At 61.6% G+C, this 2861-nt stretch carries 1 protein-coding gene; it reads left to right on the top strand.

What is annotated here, in order from left to right:
- Positions 1–42: 42 nt before the first annotated feature.
- The coding region (uvrA, locus tag WBB85_RS17710; RefSeq protein WP_432639917.1) for an excinuclease ABC subunit UvrA at positions 43–2861 on the top strand (2819 nt) is incomplete at its 3' end.

Below are 2861 nucleotides of genomic sequence, written 5' to 3'. Positions count from 1 at the left end.
GACTTGCACTATCTGTTAATCCCTGATCCCCGCAGGTGAGCCATGGCCGAGCAGAAATTCATCGAAGTACGCGGCGCGCGCGAGCATAATCTGAAGTCGATCGACGTCGATATCCCGCGCGACAAGCTGACGGTGATCACCGGCCTGTCGGGCTCGGGCAAGTCATCGCTCGCCTTCGATACGATCTATGCCGAGGGCCAGCGGCGCTATGTCGAAAGCCTCTCGGCCTATGCCCGCCAGTTTCTCGACATGATGGGCAAACCGGATGTCGATCACATCTCCGGTCTGTCGCCCGCGATCTCCATCGAACAGAAGACGACCTCGAAAAACCCGCGTTCGACCGTGGGGACCGTCACCGAAATCTACGATTATATGCGCCTCCTGTTCGCGCGGGTCGGCACGCCCTATTCCCCCGCGACCGGCAAGCCGATCGAGGCGCAGCAGGTGCAGGATATGGTCGATGCTGTCATGGCGATGGAGGAGGGCACACGCGGCTACCTGATGGCCCCCATCGTGCGCGACCGGAAAGGCGAATACCGCAAGGAATTCCTTGAGTTGCGCAAGCAAGGCTTTCAGAGGGTCAAGGTCGATGGTGAGTTCTACGAGTTGGAAGAACCGCCGACGCTCGACAAGAAGTTCCGCCACGATATCGACGTGGTCGTCGACCGGATCGTGGTGCGGGAAGGGCTGGAGACGCGTCTGGCGGACAGCTTCCGCACCGCGCTGAACCTCGCCGACGGCATCGCGATCCTTGAAACCGCGCCGGGCGAGGGTGAGCCAGAGCGCATCACCTTCAGCGAAAACTTCGCCTGCCCGGTTTCAGGCTTCACCATCCCCGAGATCGAGCCGCGGCTTTTTTCGTTCAACGCTCCGTTCGGGGCCTGTCCGTCCTGCGACGGCCTCGGGGTCGAATTGTTCTTCGACGAACGGCTTGTGGTCCCCGATGTGACGCTGAAACTGAAGGATGGCGCGCTCGCCCCCTGGAACAAGGGCAAGTCGCCCTATTTCATCCAGACCATCGACTCGCTTGCGAAACATTACGGCTTCGATCCGAAGAAGGCATGGAAGGACCTGCCGGAAAAGGTGCAGCACCTCTTCCTGCGCGGCTCCGGCGACGATGAGATCAAGTTCCGTTTCGATGAAGCCGGGCGGGTCTATGAGGTGACGCGGACCTTTGAGGGGGTCATCCCCAATATGGAACGCCGCTACCGTGAGACTGACAGTAACTGGGTGCGCGAGGAATTCGAACGCTACCAGAACAACCGCCCCTGCGGCACCTGCGGCGGTCACCGTCTGCGGCCCGAGGCGCTGGCGGTGAAGATCGCCGGTCTTCATGTCGGCGAGGTGGTGCAGATGTCGATCAGGGAGGCCTATGCCTGGATCGACACGGTGCCCGGCAAGCTGACCAGGCAGAAGAATGAGATCGCAAAGCTGATCCTGAAGGAAATCCGCGAACGCCTTGGTTTTCTTAATAATGTCGGCCTCGAATACCTGACACTTTCCCGCAATGCAGGCACCCTGTCGGGCGGCGAAAGCCAGCGGATCCGGCTGGCGAGCCAGATTGGTTCGGGCCTGACCGGTGTTCTCTATGTGCTGGATGAACCCTCCATCGGTCTGCATCAGCGCGACAATGACCGGCTTCTGGGCACGCTCAAGAACCTGCGCGATCAGGGCAATACGGTGCTCGTGGTCGAACATGATGAAGAGGCGATCCGCGAGGCGGATTATGTCTTCGATATCGGCCCCGGCGCGGGTGTGCATGGCGGTCAGGTCGTCGCACGCGGCACGCCCGAGGAGATCGCCGCCGATCCGGCCTCTCTGACCGGGCAATACCTGTCGGGCGGGCGCGAGATTGCGGTGCCGAAACAGCGCCGCGACGGCAATGGCAAGACGCTGAAAGTGGTCAAGGCGACGGGCAACAACCTGAAGGACATGACGGCAGAGTTTCCGCTTGGCCGGTTCATCTGCGTCACCGGCGTCTCGGGCGGTGGCAAGTCGACTTTGACGGTGGAGACGCTTTACAAAAACGCCGCCCTGCGCCTGAACGGCGCGCGCGAGACGCCCGCGCCCTGCGAGACGATCAAGGGCTTTGAGCATCTCGACAAGGTCATCGATATCGACCAGCGGCCCATCGGGCGCACGCCGCGATCAAACCCCGCCACCTATACCGGTGCCTTCACGCCGATCCGCGATTGGTTCGCGGGCCTGCCCGAGGCCAAGGCGCGCGGCTATGCGCCGGGGCGGTTTTCCTTCAACGTGAAGGGCGGGCGCTGCGAGGCCTGCCAGGGCGACGGCGTCATCAAGATCGAGATGCACTTCCTGCCCGACGTCTATGTCACCTGCGAGACCTGCAAGGGCCATCGCTACAACCGCGAAACGCTGGAGATCAAGTTCAAGGGCAAGAGCATCGCCGATGTGCTGGAAATGACGGTGGAGGATGCGCAAGGCTTCTTTCAGGCGGTGCCGTCAATCCGCGAGAAGATGGATGCGCTGGTCAAGGTTGGACTTGGTTATATCAAGGTCGGCCAACAGGCGACGACGCTGTCAGGCGGTGAGGCGCAGAGGGTGAAACTGTCCAAGGAACTCTCACGCAGATCGACCGGTCGGACTTTGTATATTCTGGACGAACCGACGACCGGTTTGCATTTCGAGGATGTGCGCAAGCTTCTGGAAGTGCTGCACGAATTGGTTGAGCAGGGCAATTCGGTCGTGGTGATCGAGCATAATCTCGACGTGATCAAGACCGCCGACTGGCTGATCGATATCGGCCCCGAAGGCGGCGATGGCGGCGGGCGGATCGTCGCCACCGGTACGCCCGAGGCTGTGGCCAAGGTCGAGGCGAGCCATACCGGGCGCTACCT

Origin of the sequence: Albidovulum sp. (assembly GCF_049646345.1) — a bacterium.
Taxonomy (GTDB): Bacteria; Pseudomonadota; Alphaproteobacteria; order Rhodobacterales; family Rhodobacteraceae; genus Albidovulum.
Note: the sequence above shows the minus strand (reverse complement) of the source record. Positions and strands in the feature narration are given on the sequence as shown.